General features: G+C 65.6%; 24 protein-coding genes. 14 read left to right on the forward strand and 10 right to left on the reverse strand.

The features are described 5' to 3' along the window. The first annotated feature begins 830 nt into the window (after positions 1 to 830). The 4 genes from FAS41_RS09475 to FAS41_RS09490 all read left to right on the forward strand — a co-directional run bounded on the left by FAS41_RS09475 (position 831) and on the right by FAS41_RS09490 (position 5,766). Positions 831 to 1,496 (forward strand): NAD(P)H-binding protein, encoded by a 666-nt coding sequence (locus tag FAS41_RS09475; RefSeq protein WP_218939109.1) that lies wholly within the window; start codon positions 831 to 833, stop codon positions 1,494 to 1,496. Positions 1,497 to 1,718: 222 nt separating this feature from the next. After that, on the forward strand, positions 1,719 to 2,228 hold the full coding sequence (locus FAS41_RS09480) for a sigma-70 family RNA polymerase sigma factor (protein ID WP_138521564.1): 510 nt from the start codon (positions 1,719 to 1,721) through the stop codon (positions 2,226 to 2,228). Next, complete coding sequence (locus FAS41_RS09485) at positions 2,225 to 3,181, forward strand: FecR domain-containing protein (RefSeq protein ID WP_246084852.1); 957 nt, start codon at positions 2,225 to 2,227, stop codon at positions 3,179 to 3,181. The genes FAS41_RS09480 and FAS41_RS09485 overlap by 4 nt, the downstream gene beginning before the upstream one ends. Before the next feature lie 113 nt (positions 3,182 to 3,294). Beyond that, entirely contained in the window at positions 3,295 to 5,766 is a 2,472-nt protein-coding gene (locus FAS41_RS09490) for a TonB-dependent siderophore receptor (protein ID WP_138521566.1), read from the forward strand. A gap of 57 nt (positions 5,767 to 5,823) precedes the next feature. Here FAS41_RS09490 and FAS41_RS09495 read toward each other — a convergent pair whose 3' ends face one another. Then, the gene (locus tag FAS41_RS09495) at positions 5,824 to 6,477 is read right to left on the reverse strand and encodes a DUF998 domain-containing protein (RefSeq protein ID WP_138521568.1); all 654 of its coding nucleotides are present in this window, start codon (positions 6,475 to 6,477) and stop codon (positions 5,824 to 5,826) included. Between the two features lie 79 nt (positions 6,478 to 6,556). Next, positions 6,557 to 7,210: an NADPH-dependent F420 reductase gene (locus FAS41_RS09500; protein ID WP_138521570.1), complete on the reverse strand. Its 654-nt coding sequence runs from the start codon at positions 7,208 to 7,210 to the stop codon at positions 6,557 to 6,559. A 139-nt stretch (positions 7,211 to 7,349) separates the two neighbouring features. Between FAS41_RS09500 and FAS41_RS09505 the strand changes: the two genes are divergently transcribed. Continuing rightward, a complete protein-coding gene (locus tag FAS41_RS09505; RefSeq protein WP_138521572.1) occupies positions 7,350 to 8,249 on the forward strand; it encodes a LysR family transcriptional regulator in 900 nt (299 codons plus the stop codon). A gap of 22 nt (positions 8,250 to 8,271) precedes the next feature. Here the strand turns inward: FAS41_RS09505 and FAS41_RS09510 are convergent, their stop codons facing one another. From FAS41_RS09510 to FAS41_RS09520, 3 genes are all read right to left on the reverse strand, one after another. Further along, complete coding sequence (locus FAS41_RS09510) at positions 8,272 to 8,937, reverse strand: VIT1/CCC1 transporter family protein (RefSeq protein ID WP_138521574.1); 666 nt, start codon at positions 8,935 to 8,937, stop codon at positions 8,272 to 8,274. 99 nt (positions 8,938 to 9,036) lie between these two features. Next, a complete protein-coding gene (locus FAS41_RS09515) occupies positions 9,037 to 9,381 on the reverse strand; it encodes a cupin domain-containing protein (RefSeq protein ID WP_138521575.1) in 345 nt (114 codons plus the stop codon). Positions 9,382 to 9,576: 195 nt separating this feature from the next. After that, entirely contained in the window at positions 9,577 to 11,490 is a 1,914-nt protein-coding gene (locus FAS41_RS09520; protein ID WP_138521577.1) for an LTA synthase family protein, read from the reverse strand. Positions 11,491 to 11,763: 273 nt separating this feature from the next. Between FAS41_RS09520 and FAS41_RS09525 the strand changes: the two genes are divergently transcribed. The 5 genes from FAS41_RS09525 to FAS41_RS09545 all read left to right on the forward strand — a co-directional run bounded on the left by FAS41_RS09525 (position 11,764) and on the right by FAS41_RS09545 (position 15,378). Then, positions 11,764 to 12,423: a hypothetical protein gene (locus FAS41_RS09525; RefSeq protein WP_138521579.1), complete on the forward strand. Its 660-nt coding sequence runs from the start codon at positions 11,764 to 11,766 to the stop codon at positions 12,421 to 12,423. A 95-nt stretch (positions 12,424 to 12,518) separates the two neighbouring features. Beyond that, entirely contained in the window at positions 12,519 to 12,929 is a 411-nt protein-coding gene (locus FAS41_RS09530) for a hypothetical protein (protein ID WP_138521581.1), read from the forward strand. A 45-nt stretch (positions 12,930 to 12,974) separates the two neighbouring features. Then, positions 12,975 to 13,319, forward strand: coding sequence for a VOC family protein (locus FAS41_RS09535; protein ID WP_138521583.1), 345 nt, complete (start codon positions 12,975 to 12,977; stop codon positions 13,317 to 13,319). A 114-nt stretch (positions 13,320 to 13,433) separates the two neighbouring features. Next, positions 13,434 to 14,408: a quinone oxidoreductase family protein gene (locus FAS41_RS09540; RefSeq protein WP_138521585.1), complete on the forward strand. Its 975-nt coding sequence runs from the start codon at positions 13,434 to 13,436 to the stop codon at positions 14,406 to 14,408. A gap of 40 nt (positions 14,409 to 14,448) precedes the next feature. Beyond that, positions 14,449 to 15,378, forward strand: a complete 930-nt coding sequence (locus FAS41_RS09545; RefSeq protein ID WP_138521587.1) for a LysR family transcriptional regulator — start codon at positions 14,449 to 14,451, stop codon at positions 15,376 to 15,378. 60 nt (positions 15,379 to 15,438) lie between these two features. Here FAS41_RS09545 and FAS41_RS09550 read toward each other — a convergent pair whose 3' ends face one another. Then, complete coding sequence (locus FAS41_RS09550; RefSeq protein ID WP_138521589.1) at positions 15,439 to 16,428, reverse strand: zinc-dependent alcohol dehydrogenase family protein; 990 nt, start codon at positions 16,426 to 16,428, stop codon at positions 15,439 to 15,441. Positions 16,429 to 16,596: 168 nt separating this feature from the next. Here FAS41_RS09550 and FAS41_RS09555 point away from each other — a divergent pair, with 168 nt between their 5' ends. The 3 genes from FAS41_RS09555 to FAS41_RS09565 all read left to right on the forward strand — a co-directional run bounded on the left by FAS41_RS09555 (position 16,597) and on the right by FAS41_RS09565 (position 18,809). Next, complete coding sequence (locus FAS41_RS09555) at positions 16,597 to 17,487, forward strand: LysR family transcriptional regulator (protein ID WP_138521591.1); 891 nt, start codon at positions 16,597 to 16,599, stop codon at positions 17,485 to 17,487. Between the two features lie 91 nt (positions 17,488 to 17,578). Continuing rightward, entirely contained in the window at positions 17,579 to 18,139 is a 561-nt protein-coding gene (locus tag FAS41_RS09560; RefSeq protein WP_138521593.1) for a GNAT family N-acetyltransferase, read from the forward strand. Next, positions 18,126 to 18,809, forward strand: coding sequence for an AraC family transcriptional regulator (locus FAS41_RS09565; RefSeq protein ID WP_138521595.1), 684 nt, complete (start codon positions 18,126 to 18,128; stop codon positions 18,807 to 18,809). Before FAS41_RS09560 ends, FAS41_RS09565 begins: the two co-directional genes overlap by 14 nt. Positions 18,810 to 19,019: 210 nt before the next feature. On the opposite strand, the gene FAS41_RS09570 is transcribed toward FAS41_RS09565, so the two are convergent. From FAS41_RS09570 to FAS41_RS09585, 4 genes are all read right to left on the reverse strand, one after another. Continuing rightward, entirely contained in the window at positions 19,020 to 19,913 is an 894-nt protein-coding gene (locus FAS41_RS09570; RefSeq protein ID WP_138521597.1) for a sterol desaturase family protein, read from the reverse strand. Positions 19,914 to 20,032: 119 nt separating this feature from the next. Then, positions 20,033 to 20,362 carry a c-type cytochrome gene (locus tag FAS41_RS09575; RefSeq protein WP_425049016.1) on the reverse strand — a complete coding sequence of 110 codons (330 nt, stop codon included), beginning with the start codon at positions 20,360 to 20,362 and terminating at the stop codon, positions 20,033 to 20,035. 87 nt (positions 20,363 to 20,449) lie between these two features. Further along, positions 20,450 to 21,577, reverse strand: coding sequence for an MFS transporter (locus tag FAS41_RS09580; RefSeq protein WP_138521601.1), 1,128 nt, complete (start codon positions 21,575 to 21,577; stop codon positions 20,450 to 20,452). A gap of 110 nt (positions 21,578 to 21,687) precedes the next feature. Next, the gene (locus FAS41_RS09585; protein ID WP_138521603.1) at positions 21,688 to 21,951 is read right to left on the reverse strand and encodes a DUF6021 family protein; all 264 of its coding nucleotides are present in this window, start codon (positions 21,949 to 21,951) and stop codon (positions 21,688 to 21,690) included. Positions 21,952 to 22,145: 194 nt separating this feature from the next. On the opposite strand from FAS41_RS09585, the gene FAS41_RS09590 reads away from it, so the two are divergent. Further along, positions 22,146 to 23,432 (forward strand): OprD family porin, encoded by a 1,287-nt coding sequence (locus FAS41_RS09590; RefSeq protein WP_138521605.1) that lies wholly within the window; start codon positions 22,146 to 22,148, stop codon positions 23,430 to 23,432. The last annotated feature ends 20 nt before the right edge of the window (positions 23,433 to 23,452 follow it).

A 23,452-nucleotide genomic window follows, 5' to 3' on the forward strand; every position in this document is an offset into this window, starting at 1 on the left:
AGGATGGCTCCCCAGGTTGCTTTTCCTTCATCCCACACCTCGCAAGACACTTTATTTTTGTACGACCGTACAGGCCTGAAGCGAAGTTGCTCCTGCGGTCTTCTGTTAGTTGTTCTGACCTCAACGTGGCCGCCAAGACATTCTCCGCAGAGCGCACTTGGACAGTCGTACAGATTATTAGCAGCGAGCCACGAGGTGCGCAAGAAGTTTCTGTACAGTCGTACAAAAGACACTCGCAGATCATTCGGCTTCATGGGTAGGCAGAGAGGCAAGCACGCGGTAGCGCAAATCTTCCACGCTCACCCGACGACTCAGCGGAGCATCGGACTCTCCGCTTTCGACCAAACAGCTGGCAGGCTGACCGGCTCCATCACTGGAGGGCCAGGTCGCCGAACCAGTGGGAGGAAGTGACGTCGCCTTCCATGGGGAAATCGTTGCCGGTGATGAAGGCACCGCTCTGCCCGCTGAGCAGTGCGGCCACTGCTCCAACCTTGTCAGGCAGAGCAGGTGCGTGTCGTACTGCTGGAGTTATTGCCAGGCAACACCGCGACCATCGAAAAACCTCCGTGCGACTTGGTATGAGCAAGCGTACTCTGCGGGGGTATCCCGAGGGCGAAGGTAAGTGCTTTCGAGCCCTGGCCTATGCCGCTCGCGAAAGTCTCGCGCGCCACTATTTGTGGAAGCCGCCTTGTCGGGCGGGGGAGATAGCCCTCCTGCTCTTCGTCGAAGATCCCATTTCCTTCTACCGTGCATATCAGGACTGGACCGGGCAGACACCCGACAGCACCCGACATGCCCTGCGCCTGAGCTGAGGAACCACAAACGTGTCCATACCTGACAATCAACGCAAAGCGCTGCTGGCCGGCGCCACGGGGCTGGTGGGAGGCCAGATACTCCAGGCGCTGCTGGCGGACAGCTCTGTCTGCGAGGTGCATGCCCTGAGTCGTCGACCCTTGAGCCTCAGCCACCCCAAGCTTCAGGTTCACATCGTCGATTTCAGCCGCTTGCCAGCGCTGCCACAGACTGACGAGGTCTATCTGGCGCTCGGTACCACGATCAAGGTCGCCGGCAGCCAGGCAGCATTCCGCGCTGTCGACCTGGACGCCAATCTCGCCGTGGCCAAGGCCGCATGTGCGGCGGGCGCCCGGCGCGTGGGGCTGGTCAGCGCGGTGGGGGCCGACGGGAAGTCCTCCGTGTTCTACAACCGTATCAAGGGGGAGCTGGAGGACGCCCTCAAGACGATGGAACTGGCAGCGCTGGTGATCGCACAACCCTCGCTGTTACTGGACTACCGCGAAGGCCTGCAGCAACCGCCGCGCCTGGGTGAACAGATCGCGATCCCCATCGCGAAGCTCCTGGCGCCGCTGATGCCCGGAAAGTATCGTCCCGTTCATGCGCAGGCAGTCGCGCTGGCGCTGGTCGGGACCGTACCTGTGGCTGAAGGCGTGGTCGTGCTGGCGTCCAACGTGCTCGCCAGGCTGGGCGACAAACCCTGAGCGAGACTCGGGCCATGCAGACCATGGCGCGCCGGCACTCGCATTGGCGGTCCCCGGGCTGAGTCCATGGGCGCCCGGTCCGCTTGGGACCTGAAGCAACCCTTCGCATCAGGCCGCTTTCAGGCAGAAAAGGACGATCGCCAACCCGCAGTTTTCAAGCAATCCCACATCCCGTATATTTGATAACGATTGTCGTTTGCAAATTGTTCTTAGGGGATTGCAATGCAGGGGGATTCGTCGCTGCAGGCGGTAGGGATGCTTTACCGCGACCATCATGGCTGGTTGCGCGGCTGGCTGCGCAAGCGCCTCAACGATTCCGCCGATGCGGCCGACCTGGCGCAGGACACCTTCGTGCGTGTACTGATGGCCAGAAGCGCCGAGGCGATTCGCGAGCCCAGGCACTACCTGCAGACCATCGCCCGAGGCCTGGTCATCGACCTGTATCGCCGCCGCACGCTGGAGCGCGCCTATCTGGAGGCGCTGGCGCTGCTTCCCGAAGCCGTCCAGCCGTCCCTCGAGGAACAGGCCCTGCTGCTCGAAGCGCTGCTGGAAATCGACCGGATGCTCGATGGACTGGGACAGAAGGTCCGGCAGGCCTTCATCCTTTCCCAGCTCGAAGGGCTGACCTACCAGCAGATCGCCGAGCGACTGGGAATCTCACTACGCACGGTGAACAAGTACATGGCCAAGGCCATGGAGCACTGCTGCCTGGTCATGGCGGGCGTCCTGTGAGCGACACCCTGCAACCCAATGAACGAGAAGCCATCAGCGAAGCGGCCCGCTGGTATGCACGCCTGGCCAATGCGGCGCCGGGCGACGGTGATCAGCGTGCCTGGCAGCGCTGGTTGGCGGCCGACCCGATCAACCAGCTCGCCTGGCAGCGCATCGAATTGGTAAACCTGCAGATGGCCCGTGTGCCAGGTCGCCTGGCGGCGGCCACTCTGGCCTCGGCCGGGCAGTCACGGCGCCAGGTGCTGCGCAGCTTAGTCGTACTCGCCTCGCTGGGCGGCCTGGCCACCCTGGGCTGGCACAGTGACGCACGCCAGCGCTACACCGCCGGCTACAAGACAGCCGTTGGCGAGCGCCGCCACTTCACCCTGGCAGACGGCAGCCAGATGCAACTGGGCACCGACAGTGCGGTGGATGTGCTCTTCGATGCCAACCAGCGCCTGATTCTCCTGCGTGCCGGCGAAGTACTGGTGAGCACCGCGAGCGATGGGCTCGGCAGACCCTTCCGCGTGCGCAGCGCCGACGCCACCGTGCGGGCGCTGGGCACGCGCTTCAGCGTGAGCAGCTGGGGCAACGGAACCGAGGTGGCGGTGCTGGAAAAGGCGGTCGAGATATCGGTACCGGGGCAGGCTGCCCCCTTGCGCCTGGAGGCCGGCCAGCACACCCGTATTTCATCCGGGAATATCGCCCCCGTGCAGGCCAACAGCGCTGCGGTGGGGGCCTGGGCACAAGGCAGCCTGATTGCCATCGACCGCCCACTGGGTGAGCTGCTGGAAGAGCTGGGGCGCTACCGCCACGGCTGGCTGAGGTGCGACCCGCGCATCAGTGGCCTGCGCATTTCCGGCGCCTTCCCGTTGGACGACACCGACCTCGCGCTCAGGGCCCTGGAACGCAGCTTCCCTGTCGCAGTGGTGTATCGCACGGGGTATTGGGTGACCGTGGTTCCGCGCGGCTGAAGCCTGCGTGGGGGTGGGAAAAGATTTTTCCAATCAACGTGCACTTTCTTCGTCCCTGGTTCGGCTACTCCGGCATCAGTGACCCACTTGGTCACCACCACCGGGGAGAGATCATGCTGTATCCATTCGTTCGCCATCGGCTTGCCATTCACGTGCAGGCTGCCCTCTTCAGTGTCGCCGTCGTGGGCGTTCCCGTCGCTGAGAGTGCAGAACTCATGGCACCCGGCGCGGTACAGAGCATTCGGCAGTACGACATCGCCGCAGGTTCGCTGACCGAAGTGCTCAGCCGCTTTGCCAGCGAAGCGGGCGTCGCGCTCTCCTTCGATGCCAGCAAGACCGCCCATCTCCAGTCGGCCGGCCTGCACGGCAGCTATTCGCCAGAGGCAGGCTTTGCCGCCCTGCTCTCTGGCACCGGGCTGCGAGCGATGGACCAGGGCGGCAGCTATGTCCTGGAGGAAGTTCCGGCAGCCCTGGCGATGAGCGACACGGTCATCACCGGACAGGGCCTGGGGCCGACGACCGAAGACTCCGGCTCCTACACCTCCAGCGAAGCCACCATCGGCAAATCCACCCAGCGCCTCAGGGACATCCCGCAGTCGGTCACCGTCATCACGCGCAAGGCGATGGACGACCAGCGCCTCGACACCCTGGACCAGGCGCTGGAAAACACCACCGGCATCACCACCTACCAGAGCCCATCCGGCGGCAAGTACATCTACTCGCGCGGCTTCGAGGTGGAGACCATCCAGTACGACGGCGTCCCCCTCGATCGCCGCTACTACGCCATCGGCAGCAGCTTCACCTCCGACACGCTGCTCTACGACCGCGTGGAGGTGCTGCGCGGCGCCAACGGGCTGCTGCAGGGCAGCGGCAACCCCGGTGCGGCCATCAACCTCGTGCGCAAACGCCCGAAGGCCGAACCGTCGCTCTCGCTCACCGCCAGCGCCGGTTCCTGGGACACCTACCGGCAGACCCTTGATGGCAGCGCTCCGCTCACCGAAGACGGCAGGCTGCGCGGCCGGGTAGTGGCCGCCCACGAGGACCGGGACTATTTCTACGACACCGCGGAAAGCCGCAAGAACGTGCTCTACGGCATCCTCGAATACGACCTGACCGATGACACGCGGGTTGCCGCCGGCGCGAGCGTTGAAGACCTGCATTCGACACCGTCCTTCGGCGGCCTGCCGCGCAACAAGGACGGCAGCGCGGTCAATGCGGGGCGCTCCACCTTCACCGGCGCGGACTGGAACAAGTGGAACAACAAGCAGACCACCTACTTCGCCGACGTCACCCACGACTTCAACGCTGACTGGCGCCTGAACGCCTCGGGCAGCTACATGCGCGAGACCAACGACATCCTCTACAGCTTCGGCCGGGGCGCGGTCGACCCGGCCAGCGGTGACGGCATGCAGTCGCGCGCCTATCTCTATGACTTCGAGAACATCAACCAGGGCGCCGACATCAACCTCGCCGGCAAGTGGCGGGCCTTCGACCTGGAGCACCAGGTGGTGGTCGGCGCCAACGCCAGCGACCTGAAGACTGATGATGTGCAGGGAGGTCTGCTCAACCTCGGGCCGATCAATATCTACGATCCGGTTTCTCCGCGAAAACCGAGCGAAGAAGAGATGCTGAGCACCACCTACGCCGGCGCCTCCAAAGGCCATATCCGCCAGAACGGCCTCTACGGCGTGGTGCGCTACAAGCTGACCGAGCCACTGACCCTGGTCCTGGGCGGACGCACCAGCAACTACCAGTACGACTACGAGCTCAACCGCTTCACCACCTCCTCGCCCGCCCCTGCGCATTCGAAGGAAACCGGTGAGTTCACCCCCTACGGCGGCCTCATCTACGAGCTGAACAACCAGTGGTCGGCCTACGTCAGCTACACGGACATCTTCAAGCCGCAGACCGAACTGACCCAGGACAGCACCGCGCTCAAGCCCATCGAAGGTTCGAACTACGAGGTCGGCCTGAAGGGCGAGCTGATGGATGGCCGGGTGAACACCAGCTTCGCGATCTTCCGCGTGGACCAGGAGAACCGTGCGCAGTACGACTACGCCTCGGAGTGCGGGCAGAACGGCGAAGACAACTGCTACGTAGCCGGCGGCAAGGTTCGCGCCGAAGGTTTCGACGCGGAGATCAGCGGCGAAGTGCTCAGGGGCCTGCAGCTGTTCGCCGGCTACACCTACACCTCGACCAAGTTCCTCAACGATCCGGGCGACGGCACCTCGTCATCCGGCTCCACCTTCAACAGCTACACGCCGCGCCATCTGCTGCGCTTCTGGGGTGACTACAACCTGCCGGGCGAGCTGAACCAGTGGAGCGCCGGCGCGGGCGCCAGCATCCAGAGTGAAAACTACAACACCAACTTCGGCGGCACCGGTGGCGTCGGCGATATCAAGCAGTCCGGCTACGCCATCTGGAACGCCCGCCTGGGCTACCAGATCAACAAGAACTTCAGCGTCGCCCTGAACGGCAACAACCTGTTCGACAAGAAGTACTACTCCTCCATCGGCTGGCTGAACGCGAGCAACCAGTATGGCGACCCACGCAACTACACCGTTACCCTGAAGGCCGAATTCTGAGGTGAGGTCGGAGCGGCAATCCCGCTGACGGTGCGCGTCAGAGGATTGCCCGTGCCGTCACGCCGCTCCTGGCCGGATCACCGGTCTTCGCGATTCATCGCGAAGAACAACCCCTGCCAGGTCGGCGACCCAGATGACGGAAACGGCGTAGTTGAGTCGCTGAAACAACCCGAATCCGTGCCCATCGACGAAGGCCCTCGCCATCATCACCACGGTCACGACAGCCAGCATCACGCACAGCAGCGAGAACCAGCCGAAAGCCGTCGTGGACAGCAACCTGCTGCCCAGCAGCGTCCAAAGTGCGCTGGCCAGTGTCAGTGAGAGAAACATTACCAGTCCCGCCAGGTTATGGATCTGCTGGGACGCCGAAGGCTGTAGCGGTGCGCAACCCTGATCGCAGGAGAAGTAGCCGGTCGCGAAACTCGCCACGCCGTGCAGCGCTATCAAGGCGGCGCTGCACAGGGCCAGGCGGGAACCCGCGAAACGTCGCGCCACCCCCACGGCGAAAAGCACGAACAACAGCCCCAGCGGGAAGTTGTTCACCCAGGCGGAATAGCCTTGCGTGGGTGCACCTGCCGCCCCCAGCTGACTCAGCGCCTGGTCGAGGTGGCTGTAGCCGGGATAGCCCAGCGAGGTCAGCGTCACCCCCGCGAAAAGCCAGAGCGGGATCAACAGGCCCAGGCGCAACAGGTTCCGGTCAGTCGTTGTCACGGTATGGCACTCCCTTGTCCTGCTGACGATCGATTGTGTCCTTGAGGAGGCGGCTCCCTGCCGGAGCCGCGTCCCGTGTTCATTCACGCCAGCTGCCTTCAACCTGATCGGGCCCCTCATCGGCCAGCGCGGCGCGCAGGCCAACGCTATCCAGGCGTCTGCAATAAGCCGGGCGCGCACGCTCGAAGCGCCGTCCCTCGGCCAGGGCGCCGGCATCGACCACGTCGTAGCCCAGGCGCTCATGCAGATCGCTGACCGCCTGCTTGGCCTGCGAGTCGTCGCCCGCAATGGGTAATGCACGGCGGTCGATGGCGCCGGCCGGACGAGCATCGCCAAGCAGATCCCGCTCGAGGATGGCATTGAACGCCTTGACCACCCTGGCTCCGACCAGGTGTTGCGCCAGCAGCTCGCTGGTGGTGGTTTGCCGACTGTCCAGCGCGGCGACCTGGCCGTCGCGCTGCGGGTAGTAATTGCCGGCATCCAGCACGACCTTGCCGGCGAATGCTGCCACCGGTAATTCCGGGTAACGACCGAAGGGAATGGCCAGCAGCACCAGGTCACCGAAGCTCGCCGCCTGCTCCACGGTGCCGACCCGGCAGCCCAGGGAAGCTGCGCTGCTGGCCAGCGTGAGGGGCCCGCGAGAGTTGCTGAGCATGACCTCGCAACCGTTCCTCCCAGCGAGAGCCGCCATGGCGCGGCCAATGAACCCCGCCCCGATGATTCCGATACGCATCGCCTGACTCCTTTGCTTCCAGTGCAGTGGGAACCGGCCCGCGCTTGCCAGCCAGACCGGAAGCCAGGATGCTATTTGAAATCAGATGACTGAAATATCGTCCTTCATTTGGAAGTGTCGAAACCACAGGTAGCGAATCATGGATCGACTGCAAAGCATGGCGGTGTTCGTCAGGGCTGCCGACAGCGGCTCCTTCTCGGCTGCCGGGGCGGAGCTGGGCATGTCCTCGCAGATGGCCGGCAAGCATGTCAGCGCACTGGAGGAGCGCCTGGGCGTCAAGCTGCTCAACCGCACCACTCGCCGACAGAGCCTGACCGAGATCGGCCAGCACTACTATGAAAGCTGCAAGCGCGTGCTGGCCGAAGCAGAAGCCGCGGATGCCCTGGCCCTGGATCATCTCGCGGTACCTCGCGGACGGTTGCGGATCAGCGCCCCGGTGACCTACGGAACCTACTGCCTGATGCCACTGCTGGGCCGCTACCTGCGCCAGCACCCGGACGTGAAGATCGAGTTGTCGCTCAATGATCGTCTGGTGGACCTGATCGACGAGAACTTCGAAGCGGTGATCCGCATCGGCCCCCTGGACGACTCCAGCCTGGTCGCCCGACCCTTGACGGCCTATCGACTGATCGCCTGCGCAGCACCTGCCTACCTGGCCGAGCACGGCACTCCGCAGACGCCCGATGATCTGCAAGGGCACCATTGTCTGGGGCTTACCGCCTGGCCTCCGTCAGTCTCCGGGGGATGGCAGATGCTGGGGGGTGAAAGCCTGCAATTGCTTGCCCAGAGCAGCCGGCTTCAGGTCAACGACGCCCGTGCACAGCGTGCCGCCGCGTGCGATGGCCTGGGCATCATTCTGGGCGCCGAGATGATGCTTGCCGAAGACCTTCGCCAGGGTCGCCTGGTGCAGCTGTTTCCCGATCTTCAGGCGCCGGCGCGGCAGGTCCATCTGCTCTATGCCAGCGACCGCCGCATGCCACCGAAGCTGCGCCGTTTCGTCGATCAGGTGGTTACCGAACTGGGAGCCAGGCCGACCTGAACTGGCATCCGGCCGCCGGGTGTCAGCCACCCAGCGCGATGATGGCGAACAGCAGCGCGGTACCCACCACCGTCAACGCCATTCCGCCCGCCCAGGGTGAGCCGCCGGAGTAGCGAGCGAGCATCCAGCCGGAGAGGAACAGCATCACCAGGGCCACTGCGTTTGAGGCTCGAATGGCCGGGCCGGTCTGCTCGATCAGCAGGAAGGGAATGACCAGTGGGAAGGTCGCCAGCACCACCAGCAGGAAGGTCGCCAGCGCCCCCTTGATATCTTCCCAGCCGATCCGCGCCAGAGGCGGAGTTCCAACGGTTTCTCGCAGCAAGTGCAGGCGCAGCATTTCCAACCCGTCCGTGCTGACTGCCGTGGCTATGCGGGGTGGCAGTTCGGCGGCGACCAGCGCCTGCCCCTGGCGCGGGTCGGTGCTGCGTTGTAGTTGATCCAGCAGGGTTCGGCTGCGGGTGCGCTCGGTCCAGGTGCGCATCAGGAAGATCACGGCGTCGGCCAGCCCCCACGCGAGGTTGCAGCCCAGGGCGGCGATCAGCATCGTGCGGACCTCCTCCCGCCCCGAGGTCGCCACGCTCAGCGAGCCGATGAAGGTCATGGCCATCAGCAGGCCGAAAATCACTTCGGTGATGCGGTCGATCGGCTCCAGCACCCGCTGCCAGGTGCCCTTCTCGGCTTTGTCCATCGCACCCCTCCCGATCGGCGAGCGTGGCTCGTCGTCCCTCGTGTATGCCATTGAGTGAGCGCTTGCAGGTGGTGATCGAGGCAACACCTCACGCCGGGCCTAGCCCAGCCGGACGATATCGACCGAAATCTCCACGGCGGTGACGCTGCCGCGGTTCTCCAGCCAGTGTGTGGTGGTGTGGTCCTCGGGCCAGCCGACGCCCGGCCCATAGTCGGTAGCGATTCCGTTGCGATGGTCGGTGATGGTGCCCTGCAGGATGAACACCGTGCCAGGGCGATCCACGTGGTCATGCACCGGCCCGAAGACGCCGCCTGGCTGGAGGGTCACCCGTCGCATGCGCAGCTGGCGGCCCGCCATGCCATCGATCTCCGGGCCGAGGTCGACCGAGGACAACAGCTCCACCGTTACACCCCGGGTCTCGGGGGCCACCTCTACGCTGTTCATCAAGCAGGCCTCGCTGAACAACAGGTTCTCTGTGCCAGTAAAGACGCTGCAGGGCGCCGCTCGACGCGAGGCGACAAAGGGTCGCTCAGCCCACGGCTGGCAGGCGCTGCGAACTGCACGGCAGCGCACAAACCAAGGGACAGGCGTGAAGCGCTCAGGGCCGCTGCGACAGCGCCGGCTTCGTTGCCCGGCCTCCTATTTCCAGTCCAGCAGGTGGTGGGTGAAGCCGTAGCTCGCCGACTGGTAGTAGCTGATCGCCCGGTCCACCAGCGGGTCGTCGGACTTTGCCGTCACCTCCGTGCTCGCACCCAGCGCCTGGTTATGCCGGCGCAGTTCGCCACGCGGGCTGAGGATCGCCAGGTCCTGGCCATCGAACAGGCCCAGGTGCTGGTAGTTGCCGATCACCACACGCGGAGGCAGTGCGTTCGGCACCATCAGGTTGCGCCCATAGAAGGTAGAGGTGTAGTTCAGGTTGAGGATCGACAGCAGGCTCGGGGCCAGGTCCAGCTGGCTCGCCAGCTCGCCGCGCTCACCGGCCGGCAGCAGCTTGGGCGCATAGATGAACAGCGGAATCTGGTAGTTCGCCACCGGCAGGTCTTCCTTGCCGGCGCTGCCTGCCGTGTGGTCGGCGACGAACACGAACAGGGTGTTGTCGAACCAGGGCTTGCCCTTCGCTGCCTTGAGGAACTGACCGATGGCGTAGTCGGTGTACTTCACCGCGCCATCGCGCCCCTCGCCGGAGGGAATGTCGATGCGGCCGTCCGGGTAGGTGTACGGGCGGTGGTTCGAAGTCGTCATCAGCTGCAACAGGAACGGCTGCTGGCGTGCATGGTCTTCGTCCGCCAGCTTGATGGCCTGGGCGTAGAGGTCTTCGTCGCTCATGCCCCAGGCGTTCTTGAAGTGGATATCCGACTCCTGGACGCTGGACTGGTCGACGATGCGGTAGCCGTTGCCGCCGAAGAAGGCGTTCATGTTGTCGAAGTAGCCGCGGCCGCCGTACAGGAACACGGCATCGTAGCCGACGTTCTTCAGTTGCTGGCCGAGGCTGGCGAAACCGCTCTCGCGGCCAACACGCTTGACGATGGAGCGGCCCGGCGTCGGCGGGATCGACAGGGTGATGGCTTCCAGGCCACGGTCGGTGCGGGTGCCGGTGGCGTAGAAGTTGTTGAAGTAGAGGCTGTTGCGGCGCAGCTCATCGAGGTTGGGGGTGAGGTTGCGGCCGTCGCCATTGCTGCCCAGGTACTTGGCGCTCAGGCTCTCGATGGTCACCAGGACGATGTTGTAGCGCTTGGGCGTCCCTTCGCTGGCGATGCTGCGGCGAATGTCCATCGGATCATCACTGGTGAAGCGGGCGCCGGGTTCGGCCAGTTCGGCACGAATCTGCCGAGTCACCTGTTGCGCCGGCAGGGTGACGTAGAACTGCGGGTAGTCCAGTTCGTTGTTTCGGAAGGCTGCGAAGAACTGGTAGGGCCCATTGCTTGCCAGCTCGCGGGCATAGGTGTTGCCGTCCTGGCCGCGCGGGGAGTCCTGATCCACCAGCAACCCGGCCAGCAGTGCCAGCGCCAGCAGACCCACGCAGCCCAGCAGACGGCGAGGCAGGGGCGCCACCTCGGCGTCGCGCAGGCGGCCAACAACCTTGGACAGTGCCAGGGTCACGACCAGCGAAATGGCCGCCAGGCTGCTCAGCAGCAAGCCGATCGGGTAAGACTCGAGGATGTTGTTCAGCACCTCGTCCGAGTAGACCAGGTAGTCGACCGCGATGAAGTTGAAGCGCACGCCGAACTCGTCCCAGAACAGCCATTCGGCCACCGCGGTGAAGAGCATCACGTAGACGCTGACGAACAGCGTTGCCGCCAGCAACCAGCGCCAGGTCGCACTGCGCCAGACCCGCGCCGGCATCAGCAACAGGACCACGCCCATCGGCAGCAGGGCATAGACCAGGAAGCTCAGGTCATACAACAGGCCGATGGCAAAGACGCCCACGTGGCCCGCGCCCACCTCGGGCAGGTGGCTCACCAGAAGGACCAGGCGGGTCAGGAAGAAGACGATCAGCCAAAGCAAGGCGACCAGCGCCAGGAAGCGCGTTGGAGCCGAGCGGAAAAATTGCATGGGGTGTCCCTTGTAGAAGTCCTTCCTGCGCGGCACGGTGCAGCGCAGCTCAATGCCGTTGCCGGCAGCAGGGGCGGGAAACTACAAGGTGAAAGGAAAAGAAATCGTCAAAATAGGCTGCTGTATTCGTGAATTGCCCATGATTCGGAACCGATCACGTTACTGCCCATACATCCACGCACGAAGCACCGGGCTCCACGTCTTTTTCACATGTCCTTGACGAGACCTTGATCGCGAGACTCGACAATGGCGGTAACTGACGAGTCCGCGCCCATGAACGACCCCCAACGACTGTTCGCCTCCGCCGCCCACCACGACCGCGCCGCCCACCCTGGCCGCTCGCTCGGCGCGGGTCTTTGCCAGCGGCTTCGGCAGTGGCGGCAGAAGCGTCTGCTGCGCCTGGCCCTGCGCATGGCCGAAGAGCCGATCCTGATGCTGGAGGTTTCGCAGTCTCCCGGTGACGCCTGGCCGGTCCTGCTGGAACACAGCAACCGCATCATCGTAGCGACCTGCCCATCCGCCGACTCGCTGGCCGAAGCCCATCGCAAGCTGCCCGAAGCGATGCAGCGACGGATCAGGGACCTTCCCGCACCACAGGAGCTCGCAGAACTGCGCAAAGGTGCGGTCGATTGCCTGCTACTACCGGAAATCCCGCGCACTGCCTGCAACCGGAAGAACATCAACCTGCTGAACCAATGGATTCCGGTGACCCGCGACAGTGTGATTCTCTTCACCCGCGTGGACCATTCGAGCCCCGCGCCTGAAGCCCCTGTCTCCTGCCCTTGCGGCTCCGATCCCCATCCCAGCGGCCCGGGCTTCGGCAGCACCCAGGCCCTGGAGCGTGAGTTCCGGCGCCTGGGCTTTTCGCAGATTCGCCATTACAACGTGATCCCCGGCGTGGACGGGGTGCGGGTCTACATCCTGCGTAAATAATCGTTTTCACCGCCCGTCGCCGAGCCAGCGAACGGCCGGGTGGTCACTATACTGCTACTTTGCCACCACCGAAGTTTCTCAAGGGGGCCACCCCAATGCAGAACAGCACGGTATTACGCGATTTCCCATGGATCGCCATGGCACTGCTCGTAGGCAGTCTCGCCGGCTGGCAGATCGGCAATGTAATCGGATTGAACGGCAACCGATGGTTTGCCGAGCCCGAGTTCACCTTCGAGATTCTGGTGGCACTCAGCGGCGCGCTCTGCGGCGCCCTGCTGTCCTATACCAGTGAGCGAGGGCCGGCGTGGCGAGCGCTCGGGGTACTGGCTGGCACCTGCTTCATCGTGGCCGTCCTGGGCTATTGCCGGCACAGCCTCGGCATCCCGTCGCCCGACATGGAGCTGCTGCCGTACGCCCGGCAATTCGTTCTGCAGACCTTCGGCATCTGGATTTCGCCGGTGTTCGGCGCGGCGCTGGTTTCGCTCTTGCGGGTGATTCTGCGCTGAAGCCTGTGACATGATCGAGGCTCCGCATCTATCTCCGGAGCTCCCATGCCGCTGTCCCTGCTGCTGCGCTGCCACGACCTCGACCTCACCCGCGAGCACTACCGCGACACGCTGGGTTTTGCCGTGACCGATTCCGCCGAGGGAACGCTCACCGTGCAACTGGAGGATTGCCGCCTGCTGTTCACGGCCCAGGACCTGTGGGGCCGCGAGGTGGGTTGCTCGGGCACGGTCTACCTGCAGCTCGCCGACGTCGCGCGCTACTTCGCCGCCGTAAAGGACCGGGCGCAGATCGCCTGGCCCCTGCAGGACATGCCCTATGGCTCGCGGGAGTTCGGCGTGCGCGATTGCAACGGCTACCACCTGGCCTTCGCTCAGCACACCAGGGCCTGAGCAGGTCATTCGGATTGCTGCACGGCGTGCAGCCATGTCCTGCACCAGCCCTGTCTGGTGCATTAGCGTCACATCCCTAGACTGGCGAGCACCATCACCAGTCAGGGGAAGAACATGCTCACCCGCGCAGTACTGCAAGCCTTCGGCGGCCCGGAAGTCCTCCGTCTCGTACAAACCCAGGCACAACAACCCGGCCCCGGAGAAGTGTGGCTGGAACAGGCCGCCATCGGCGTCAACCCGCTGGACCTGAGCCAGCGCTCCGGTGCGGTGAAGGTGCCGCTGCCCTCCTCGCTCGGCCTGGAGGGCGCGGGCACCGTGGCCGTCATCGGCGAAGGCGTGAGCAGCGTTCAGGTTGGCGACCGTGTCGCCTACGCCACCGGGCCGCTCGGCGCTTACGCCAGCGGCCGCCTGTACCCGGCAGAGCGCCTGGTGAAGCTGCCGGACTCCGTCAGCTTTGAAGATGCTGCCGCTATACTGTTCAAGGGCATCACCGCGCACTACCTGCTCAAGTCCACCTGGCCGGTCGGTCCCGGCTCGCGCGTGCTGATCTATGGCGCCGCCGGCGCGCTGGGGCAACTGATGGTGCCCTGGGCCAGGCACCTGGGCGCCTTCGTCATCGGCGTGGTGTCGAAGCCACAGAGCGTCGAACGCGCCCGCGCCGCCGGCTGTAACGAAGTGCTGGTATTCGATGCTGCGACGCTGGCCGATCAGGTCCGCGAGATCACCGGCGGGCACAAGGCCGATGTGGTCTACGACCCCATCGGTCGCGCCACCTTCGAAGCCTCACTGGACTGCCTGCGCCCGCGCGGCCTGCTGGTGAGCTTCGGCATGGCCTCCGGCGCACCACCAGCGGTGGAGGTCGCCACGCTGAACGCCAAGGGCTCGCTGTTCCTAACCCGGCCCTCGCTCGCCGCGCACACCGCCACGGCCGAGGAATACCAGCAGCGCGCGAAGGACGTCCTGCAGGCCGTCACGGACGGTATCATCCTGCCGCGGGTATGGCGTCGCTATCCCCTGGCGGAAGTTGCCCAAGCCCACGCCGACCTGCAGGAAGGCCGCTCTGAAGGGGCCATCATCCTCACACCATGAACCACCGCCGGGCGAGTGGATTCGCCGAATTGGGAGCCTTATGGATCTGTTCGATAGTCGCCAGGCCGACGAGCTCGCCACCCTGCTGGCGCTGGCCGAGCACGGCTCCTTCGCCGCCGCCGGCCGCGCCCTGCAACGCCACCCATCGGTGCTGTCGAAGCGCCTCGGCGCGCTGGAGCAGCGCCTGGGCGTGCGGCTGGTGGAGCGCACCACCCGGCAACTGCGCTTCACCGACGAAGGCCTGCGCCTGGTGGAGCGCCTGCGCCAGGCCGCCAGCCTGATCGCCGAGGCCCAGGACCAGGCCAGTCGCAGCGCGGCCCGGGTCCAGGGCCGCCTGAAGATCGCCGTGCCTGCCGCCATGGGCCGGCTGTGGCTGAGCCCGATTCTCTCGCGCTTCGTCCTCGATCACCCGCAGGTGACACTGGAAGTGGAGTACTCGGAACGCTTCGTCGACATCGTCGCCGAAGGCTTCGACGCCGCCATACGCATCGGCGAGCTGGCCGACAGCCGCTTGCTGGCCCGCCGGCTCTGCGACCTGCGGCGCATCCTCTGCGCGGCACCCGACTATCTGGAGAGCCACGGCACGCCACGAGCCCCGGCGGAACTGGCCAGCCACAACTGCCTGGGCTTCACCGGCCTGCACTCCTGGCCGGACTGGAAGCTGGCCAACGGCAACCGCCAGCAGACCGTCCGCGTCAGCGGCAACCTGCACAGCAACGACAATGAGGCCCTGCTTTCGGCGGCACGCCTGGGCGTGGGCATCCTCGCGGGCGGCGAATGGCTGATGAAGCACGACCTCGACGCCGGCCGCCTGGTGCAGGTGCTGCCGGGTTGGCAACTGGACGCTTCCGCCGGCATCTACTTCGTGCGCCCTTCGGCGCGCTACAGCTCGGCCACCAGCGAAGTGTTCAAGACCTGGATCGAGGAGCAGTTCGCCGGCGGCGCGCCTTGGGAGCAGCCACCAATCTGAACGGCCGGACGCAAGAACGGGCGCACGGCAGCGAAATACCGGGCGCCCATTATCTTGGCCTCAGACCGTGACGACTATCTTGCCGACCTGCTGGTTGGCTTCAAGGAAACGGTGCGCGTCCTGGATCTGCTCCAGCGGGAAGGTCCGCGCGATGACCGGGCTCAGCGCGCCGGACTCCAGCCCCTTGACGATGAACGCCTTGGCGCGCTCCAGCGCCGCCGGGTCGGCGACGATCTCGGCGTAGAGATACCCCTTCAGCGTCAGGCTCTTGCCCAGCACGGTGAACAGCGGGAAAGGCGTCGGCTCAGGGCTCAGCGCACCGTACTCCAGCAGGATGCCGCCCCGCGCCATGGCCTGTGTCAGCACCTCGAATCCTGGGCCACCGATGGGATCGAACACCACGCGGGCGCCCTGTCCACCGGTCAGCGCCATCACCTTCTCGACGATGTCTTCATCGTCGCTGACAATCACGTGATCGGCACCGGCCTCCAGCAACGCCTGTTTCTTCGCCTGGGTGCGGGTTACGGCGATGGACGTGGCGCCGACCATCCGGGCAATCTGGAAGGCCGCGAGCCCCACGCTGCTGGACGCCGCCGTGACCAGCACGAATTCGCCCTTCGACAGCTTCGCCTGTTCCACCAGCGCGCCCCAGGCGGTGACGTACTGCATCCAGGACGCGGCGGCCTGCTCGAAGCTGAGGGTCCGCGGGTGCTTCACCACCAGGTGCGCCGGCACGTTGGCCACTTCGCCATAGGTGCCCCAGCGGGCGATATCCAGCGGTGGGATCAGGCTCACCGCATCGCCCACCGCGACGTCCTTCACCGTACTGCCCACCGCGCTCACCACGCCGGCAGCCTCGTAGCCCAGGCGGCTGGGGAACTCGGCTTCCTGCAGGTAAGCGTGGTTGCGGAACATCATTTCGGCGCGGTTCAGGCCGATGGCCTTGACGGCGATCTGCACCTCCGCCGCCGCCGGGGCGGGTACGTCCACCGCCTCCAGCTTCAGGACGCTGGCGTCACCGTATTGGTGGATTCTGACAATGCGAGCCATGGCAAACCTCTTCTCGATCGGGGCCGGGACGAAAGCGCCGGCCGGAATGGGAGTGTAGAAAGTCCCCGCGACGGTGCTCGACCGTCCGCGACATGGGGAGAATCTAGGCGTTGGCCGGGGCCGGATAAAGGCCTAGGATGGCCACACACTTGAAACACAGGGTTTTCAATGGACCGCCTCGAACAGATGACCTGCTTCGTCAGGGCCGTGGAGCTGGGCTCCTTCAGCGCGGCGGCGGAGGACCTGCAGCTGTCCTCCCAGTTGCTGGGCAAGCAGGTAAAACTGCTGGAGCAGCACCTGGGCCTGTCGCTGCTCAACCGCACCACACGGCGGCAGAGCCTCACCGACTTCGGCCAGGCGTTCTACCAGCGCGCCAAGCTGATCCTCGCGGACATGGAGGCGGCGGAAAACCTGGCTGCCGTCACCCGCGGCACACCCAGCGGCCGGCTGCGGATCAACGCGCCGGTAACCTTCGGCATACGCACCCTGTCGCCACGCCTGCTGGAGTACATGGTGCGCTACCCGCAGGTGTCGGTGGACCTGACGCTGTCCAACGAACTGGTGGACCTGGTCAACGACGGCTATGACGTGGTGTTCCGCATCGGCGAACTGGCCGACAGCGGTCTGAAGGCCGTGCCGCTGACGCCCTACCGGCTCGTACTGTGCGCCGCGCCGGCCTACCTCGCGCGACGACCCGCGATCCGTACGCCCGAAGAACTGAGCCAGCACGAATGCCTGGGCTTCACCTTTTCCGATGGTCGTTCCAGCTGGACCTTCGACGGTCCGGACGGGCGCATCGAGGTGCCGATTACAAGCCGTTTGACGATCAATCAGGGCGACCCGCTGCTGGCGGCTGCCGTGGCCGGGCTGGGCGTGGTGCTGCAGCCGCAGGAGCTGGTCGGCGATGCGTTGCGTAACGGCACCCTGGTGCAACTGCTGCCGCAATACCCGGTGCCGACCTCGCCCATGCACATGCTCTACGCCCCAGACCGACGCCTCACGCCCAAGCTGCGCAGCTTCCTCGACTTCGCCATCGCCGCCTTCGGTCGCCCGGCCTGAGATCGGCCAATGAGTGCAGGTCAGCCTTGCGCAAAGCTGGCCAGCGGCCGCCGGGAAACGGCAGACTGTCCCTGAAGAATCAGGAGCCACCATGGATAGCCAAAGCCCACCCATCCTGCGCACCGAACGCCTGCTGCTCACGCCGGTGCAACTGACCGACGCACCGACCATCCAGCGCCTGTTCCCGCACTGGGAAGTCGTGCGCTACCTGGACCGTCGCGTACCCTGGCCCTACCCGGCCGATGGCGCACTGGTCTATGTACGCGACGTGGTGCTGCCGGCCATGGCCCGTGGCGAGGAATGGCACTGGATGATCCGCCTCGCCACCCAGCCGGACGACGCCATCGGCAACATCTCGCTGTTCGATCAGCCGGGCAATCACCGAGGTTTCTGGCTGGCGCCCGCCTGGCAGGGCCAGGGCTACATGAGCGAGGCCTGCGAAGCGATCAGCCGCTTCTGGTTCCTGACGCTGGGCCGGCCGCTGATGCAGGTGCCCAAGGCGATCCCCAACGAAGGTTCGCGGCGCATCTCCGAACGCGAGGGAATGCGTCTGGTGGGCCGCGACGAAGGACACTTCGTCAGCGGCGTGCTGCCGCGGGAAACCTGGGAGCTGACGCGGGAAGAGTGGCTGGCACGCCATGCAGACGACTGAGCAGGCCTGGCACGGTGAACTCTGGCTGGGAGCAGACTACTGCCTCGTCGCCGGTACCACCGGCCACGCGCGCGCCCACGCTCACTACGCGCACCAGCTGCTGATGGCTCGCGAGGGCAAGGTGAACGCACTGATCGACGATCAGCCGCAGCAGGCTCCGCTGCTGGTCATCGCCTCCAACCAGCGTCATGCGATCCTCGACAGCGATCAGCGCGCCGTCACCCTGTTCGCCGAGCCGCTGGCCTTCGAGCTGGCCGGTCTCGAACACCTCTGCCGGCAGGTCGGGCCAGACCTGCGAGAGCTCGCATCAGGCCTGCGCGAACTGCCGCGCCGACAGCTCGACCCGCGCCTGGAGAAAGCCCTGCAGCGCATCCGTGCGCTGGACGACAACGCCCTGCCCGCCCAGGCGCTGGCCGAGGAAGCGTCGCTTTCGCTGAGCCAACTGGAACGGCTGTTCAGCGGCACGCTGGGCCTCTCAGTGCGCCGCCTGGTGCTCTGGCAACGGCTGCGCCGGGCGCTGCGCCTTGCCATGGCCGGCGACAGCCTGACCACCGCGGCCATCGCCGCAGGATTCGCCGATTCCGCGCATTTCTCCCGCAGCGTGCGCAGCCAGTTCGGCATTCGCGCCGACCTGACGCTGCGCCAATTGAAGTTTCGCGTGCTGAGCTGAATATCGCGGACAAGGGGCGTTCCAACAGATGAGGCTGGACGTCAGCGACTGGCAGGTTGCGGGAGCTTTCGTAGGAGCGAGCTTGCTCGCGAACCCGCCTCACACCGGATACTCAGGGTGCAATGCTTTCGCGAGCAAGCTCGCTCCTACAGCCTGCGTCTGGCGTTCTGCTGACGCACAAGCGCAGAGCCTTGCTCACGAACCTTTCTCTCAGCGCACATTCACTCCCGCACGCCGCAGCTCAGCCGGCAACGGTGCCGGAGGATGCGCCACATCAACTCGACGGAACGGCTCGGCGAGTTGCGCGAGGTACTCCACCGGGTAGTCGGGGCGGTCACCTATGCCCAGGTCATCTTCCGCCAGCGCGTAGTCCGGCAAGTGCAGCGCGGTGCCCAGCAGGCGATCCCAGAAGCTGAAGAACAGCGCGAAATTCACGTCCCCCGCCGTACCGTATTTCAGGTGGTGCAGGCGATGCAGCGGTGCCCAGGCGAAGATATGGCGCAGCGCACCGATGCGCATGTCCACATTGCTGTGCTGCAGCAGCAACTGGATGGCAATGGCGAACGCCAGCAGCGCCGCAACCTCCGCGGGAATACCCAGCAACAGCAAGGGCAGCGTGCCGCCGAGGGCTTCGAGCATCTGGTGCAGCGGGTGCTTCATCAGCCCGTTGAAACCGTACAGGCGCGTGACGCTGTGGTGCACCGCATGCAGGCGCCACAACAGCGGCGACCGGTGGCTGGCGTAGTGCACCAGGGTGATACCGAAGTCGGCGATCAGCAGCGCAACCAGCAGTTGCAGCGCCAGCGGCCAATCCATTGGCCAGAGGTCGAAATGCGGCAGCCACAGGGCCATCAACGGAATCGCGGCAATGCCCAGGGCATTCAACGACTCGTTGACCAACGCATGGGTGAAGTCGCGAACGCCATCGCCATGGCTCTCGTTCCAACCCGCGCGATAGGGCCAGAGTCGCTCGGCGAGGAAGGCCAGCAGGATCGCCAGCGGCAACAGCGCCGGCAGGCACAACAGCGATACGCCTTCACCGACCAGGTACAGGGCCAGGCCGATGAAGCCGAGGAAGAACGCGGGGGCGTAGACATAGCGCATGGGGCAGCTCCAATTCAGGATGAGCCGCCAGTTTTCCTGCCAGGCCGTCAGCCGCGCTTGAACAATCCGCGCATTCGGCGCCGCCATCGCGTGCGGATTTCCGCGCCCCAAGGGCAGCCTCAGCGACTCTTCGAAATCACCCCGACCATGTACTGGTTCAGATCGCGCAGATCATCGATGCTCCAGGCGTGCGGCGGGATTTTCACGCCGTTCTCGCGCAAGGTCCGGGGGATCAGGCTGCCGTTGGGGCGCAGCACCACCGAAGACACGATGACGCCCGGATAATCGCTTAGGCGCTTCCTGAAAGCGGCCGTCGTGAGGTCGGGCGTGGGCGGGCTGCTCTTGTGGGCCAGAGGCCCGCTCGCCTTGATGTCCGCGCCGTGGCAGACCGCGCAGCGCTGGGTAAAGAGGTTCTTGCCGTTAAGGTTATCCGCCAGGGCTGGCGCCATCTGTGCGAGCGAAAGCCCCCCGGTCAGAGCGATGAACAATGCTTTCACTTTCCTGCTTCCTTGCCGTGCCTATCAATCCTGATTCAGTCAGCGCCGCCAGGCACACCCCAGTGCGCTGAGCGCCAGTATCGCCGCCGCCCCCGCATAAGCCCAGAGCGCCGGCACCTGCGGCAGCAGCACACCGGCCAGAATAGGCCCGAGCCCTGCCCCGATATCGCGCCACACGGCATTGCCGGCCAGTGCCTGGATGCGCGCCTGCGGGTTGCGCTGCGCCACCAGCGTCACCACCAGCGGCAGTTGCAGCGCGCGCAGCACCAACACGAAGAAGGCGCCGATGAACAGCCAGTAGCTGCCGAACATCAGCAGCGCCAGCGAGGTGGCCAGCGACAGCACGACCAGCATGCGCAGCGCGCCGAAGCGGTCCGCCAGGCGCCCGCCGAACGGGCTGAAGAGCATCTCGCTGAGATAACGCACCGCCATCAGGATGCCCGCCACCAGTACGCCGGTAGCACCCAGGTGGGTCTGCGCGTAGAGCGAAAGGCCGAAGACGAACAACCCGTCGAGGGTCACGCCTTCGATGAAGGACCAGGTAGCAATGCTGTCCGGCAGGCGCAGGCGACGGCCGCTGCTGACCGGAATGTCATGGCCCGTTGCGGGTAAAGCGCGGGCGCGCCACAGGCCGCAAAGGGCCGCCACACAGAGCACGAAGAACACGCTGCGCGGCCCGAACGCCTGGGCCATCGCCGCCCCCAGCGGCAGCGCCAGCATCGGCCCGATGGAGAGGGTCGCCCGCGAGCGCCCGGCGCGGCGCGCGGCGCCTTGCGCCTCGGCGGTAGCGAGGGTCTGGGTACTGAGGTTGAACGTGGCGAAGCACAGGCCCCAGACCAGCCGGAACACCAGCAGTACGGCAAATCCGGAGAGCGTCGCCGAGGCCAGCGCGCAGGCTGCCGTCGCCAGCGCGGCGAGGCTGCAGGCAGCTCGATCGCCATGGCGGGCGTAGAAACGAACCACCCAGCCGTAACCCACGATGCGCACAAGACGATTAGCCGCCAGCAGGATGCCCGCTTCCACCAGGGTCACGCCAAAGTCCGCCGCGTACATCGGCAGCAGCAGGTACAGCAGCACGTCGGCGGGCAGGCACAGACCGAGCACCTGGGCGGAGTTGCGCGAATCTCGGTCGGCTCGCTGCAGGGCAGGCGTGTAAGCGGACGACATGACAGCCTCGTGACAACGACGGGGCCGCAGGATAACCCGCGCCCCGCCCCGCAGAGCAAGCCTCATCCTTGCGCGAGGCTACGCCTCACCATCTGCCGCAAGCGGTCACTTCAGCCGCCCTGAGACTGCCCCGAATACGGCGGATAACGATCATCCGGCACGCGCCGCTGGCGGCCTGGGTCCGGCCCTTCCTCGGGAGCATGGGCCGGGTGCGGTGGGTCGACCTGCGGATCGGACAGGTCCGGCGAATCCGGATCGAACCCCAGGTCGGGGTCTACGTGATGCGAGCCATCGCCGGGCGCCTGGCCCGACGCGAACAGCCAGCGTTCGCTGGCGGTCACGGGATGCTCGCTCGGGGGGACATGACGTTTCATGATCTCCTCCTGCGTCTCTGGTAGTGACAAGGCAGTTTACGCGCAGCGATCACCCGGGGTTCCCCCCGCGCCGACAACCGGCCGGTCTCACTCGCCGCAGCAGGGAAACCCGCGATCTAGACCATGGTCGCAAAGACCCCGCCGCCCATCTGTGACACCTTCGCGCGCTTTTTTAGTGCCCCCGGAGTCACCGCATGCCCTCGCCCCTCTCCTCCAGCCCGCTCACCCGCCTGGGCGCCCTCGCCTTGCTCGGTGGCATCGCCGCCCCGGCCAGCGCCGACTTCCTGGAGGACAGCAGCGCGCGCCTGGAATCGCGCACCTTCTACTTCAACCGCGACTTCCGCGACGGCAGCTCGTCCAACCCGCAGGGTGCATCCAAGCGTGAGGAAACCGCCCAGGGCTTCATCCTCAATCTGCAGTCGGGCTACACCGAAGGCACCGTCGGTATCGGCGTCGACGCCCTGGCCATGCTCGGCGTGAAGCTCGACTCCAGCCCCGCCGACAGCAACAGCGGCCTGCTGCCCTCCAGCGGTCACGACCCGCGCCACTCCGAAGACCAGTACGCCAAGGCCGGCGTCACCGGCAAGCTGCGCGTCTCCCATACCCAGTTCAAGTACGGCGCGATGCTGCCGGACATGCCGCTGCTCAAGTACAACGACGGCCGCCTGCTGCCGAACATGTTCCATGGCGCGCAGCTGACCAGCGAGGAAATCGCCCATCTCAAGCTCACTGCCACGCGCCTGGAGCGCTACACCGCCCGCGACTCCACCGACGCCCAGGACGTGCGCCTGAACTGCAAGAACAAGCGCTACGCCTGCGACACCACTGGCAACCGCTTCGACTCCTACCAGGCCGACTACCAGGTCAATGATCAGCTCCTGCTGCAATACGCCCAGGGCGGACTGGAGAATGTCTACCGGCAGCGCTACGTCGGCATTGTCGGCAAGCAGGCGGTCGGCGCCGGCAAGGTCACTGCCGACCTGCGCTGGTTCGACAGCGACGACGCCGGTTCGGCCCGTGCCGGCGAGATCGACAACCGCGCCTTGAGCCTGTTGTTGTCCTACGCCCAGGGTGGCCACGTGTTCAGCGCCGGCTGGCAGCGCATGAATGGCGACACCTCCATGCCCTACCTCGACGGCAGCAATCCCTACCTCGCCAACTACGTGCAGGTAAACGACTTCGCCAACGCCCAGGAGCGCTCCTGGCAACTGCGCTACGACTTCGACCTGCGCAGCGTCGGGGTGCCGGGCCTCAGCTTCATGACCCGCTACGTCAACGGCGACCACATCGCCCTGGCCAACGGCGACGAAGGCAAGGAATGGGAACGCGACGTGGAGTTCAAGTACGTGGTCCAGGCCGGCACCTTCAAGGACCTGAACCTGCGCCTGCGCAATGCCACCTACCGCACCAACTACGAACAGTCAGCGCGCGACGTGGATGAGGTGCGGTTGATCGCGAGCTACAACTTCTCGGTGTTCTGAAGACCCGCAACGGCGCCGTT

This window comes from Pseudomonas nicosulfuronedens (assembly GCF_005877905.1).
Lineage (GTDB): Bacteria > Pseudomonadota > Gammaproteobacteria > Pseudomonadales > Pseudomonadaceae > Pseudomonas > Pseudomonas nicosulfuronedens.

Excerpts from the sequence above, each read along its gene's own strand:
- FAS41_RS09545 (WP_138521587.1), top strand. The coding sequence starts at position 14,449 with ATGGATCTGTTCGATAGTCGCCAGGCCGACGAGCTCGCCACCCTGCTG.
- FAS41_RS09500 (WP_138521570.1), bottom strand. The coding sequence starts at position 7,210 with ATGCGTATCGGAATCATCGGGGCGGGGTTCATTGGCCGCGCCATGGCG.
- FAS41_RS09520 (WP_138521577.1), bottom strand. The coding sequence starts at position 11,490 with ATGCAATTTTTCCGCTCGGCTCCAACGCGCTTCCTGGCGCTGGTCGCC.
- FAS41_RS09540 (WP_138521585.1), top strand. The coding sequence starts at position 13,434 with ATGCTCACCCGCGCAGTACTGCAAGCCTTCGGCGGCCCGGAAGTCCTC.
- FAS41_RS09575 (WP_425049016.1), bottom strand. The coding sequence starts at position 20,362 with ATGGCGCCAGCCCTGGCGGATAACCTTAACGGCAAGAACCTCTTTACC.
- FAS41_RS09565 (WP_138521595.1), top strand. The coding sequence starts at position 18,126 with ATGCAGACGACTGAGCAGGCCTGGCACGGTGAACTCTGGCTGGGAGCA.
- FAS41_RS09560 (WP_138521593.1), top strand. The coding sequence starts at position 17,579 with ATGGATAGCCAAAGCCCACCCATCCTGCGCACCGAACGCCTGCTGCTC.
- FAS41_RS09510 (WP_138521574.1), bottom strand. The coding sequence starts at position 8,937 with ATGGACAAAGCCGAGAAGGGCACCTGGCAGCGGGTGCTGGAGCCGATC.
- FAS41_RS09530 (WP_138521581.1), top strand. The coding sequence starts at position 12,519 with ATGCAGAACAGCACGGTATTACGCGATTTCCCATGGATCGCCATGGCA.
- FAS41_RS09525 (WP_138521579.1), top strand. The coding sequence starts at position 11,764 with ATGAACGACCCCCAACGACTGTTCGCCTCCGCCGCCCACCACGACCGC.
- FAS41_RS09585 (WP_138521603.1), bottom strand. The coding sequence starts at position 21,951 with ATGAAACGTCATGTCCCCCCGAGCGAGCATCCCGTGACCGCCAGCGAA.
- FAS41_RS09505 (WP_138521572.1), top strand. The coding sequence starts at position 7,350 with ATGGATCGACTGCAAAGCATGGCGGTGTTCGTCAGGGCTGCCGACAGC.
- FAS41_RS09515 (WP_138521575.1), bottom strand. The coding sequence starts at position 9,381 with ATGAACAGCGTAGAGGTGGCCCCCGAGACCCGGGGTGTAACGGTGGAG.
- FAS41_RS09570 (WP_138521597.1), bottom strand. The coding sequence starts at position 19,913 with ATGCGCTATGTCTACGCCCCCGCGTTCTTCCTCGGCTTCATCGGCCTG.
- FAS41_RS09535 (WP_138521583.1), top strand. The coding sequence starts at position 12,975 with ATGCCGCTGTCCCTGCTGCTGCGCTGCCACGACCTCGACCTCACCCGC.
- FAS41_RS09550 (WP_138521589.1), bottom strand. The coding sequence starts at position 16,428 with ATGGCTCGCATTGTCAGAATCCACCAATACGGTGACGCCAGCGTCCTG.
- FAS41_RS09480 (WP_138521564.1), top strand. The coding sequence starts at position 1,719 with ATGCAGGGGGATTCGTCGCTGCAGGCGGTAGGGATGCTTTACCGCGAC.
- FAS41_RS09555 (WP_138521591.1), top strand. The coding sequence starts at position 16,597 with ATGGACCGCCTCGAACAGATGACCTGCTTCGTCAGGGCCGTGGAGCTG.
- FAS41_RS09490 (WP_138521566.1), top strand. The coding sequence starts at position 3,295 with ATGCTGTATCCATTCGTTCGCCATCGGCTTGCCATTCACGTGCAGGCT.
- FAS41_RS09590 (WP_138521605.1), top strand. The coding sequence starts at position 22,146 with ATGCCCTCGCCCCTCTCCTCCAGCCCGCTCACCCGCCTGGGCGCCCTC.
- FAS41_RS09580 (WP_138521601.1), bottom strand. The coding sequence starts at position 21,577 with ATGTCGTCCGCTTACACGCCTGCCCTGCAGCGAGCCGACCGAGATTCG.